This window comes from Bartonella sp. AA2SXKL, assembly GCF_042197205.1.
GTDB lineage: Bacteria > Pseudomonadota > Alphaproteobacteria > Rhizobiales > Rhizobiaceae > Bartonella.
In genome coordinates this window covers 812-1,102 of the sequence record NZ_JBHIRN010000059.1, presented here as the reverse complement: position 1 = coordinate 1,102, position 291 = coordinate 812, and the positions used below count along the sequence as shown (strand labels likewise).

1 pseudogene is annotated in these 291 nt (G+C 30.6%); it reads left to right on the top strand.

Going from position 1 to position 291, the window contains the following annotated elements:
* Positions 1-291: pseudogene (locus ACFINS_RS09705) on the top strand (rhomboid family intramembrane serine protease); the annotation flags it as partial.

The following is a 291-nucleotide window of genomic DNA, read 5'->3' as shown; positions in this document are numbered from 1 at the left end:
TTTAATAATGCTTTTTTGCTACCAAAACAGCCTAGGGAATCATTTTTGAATATTCCATTGACTATAGTTATTTTGATAGCACTTTGTTTTTGTATTTATTGCGTTACCCAGTATTTTTTTTCTGATGAGCTTTATATTGAAAGCCTTGAATTTTTTTCATTTACACCAGTATTATTCAAGGCTGCACCTTTAGCATTTGCTCATACTATTATGAGTTATTCATTCATGCATGGGAGTTTTGAACATACTACTATTAATATGGCTTTGCTTTTTGTTTTTGGGTCTCCTTTG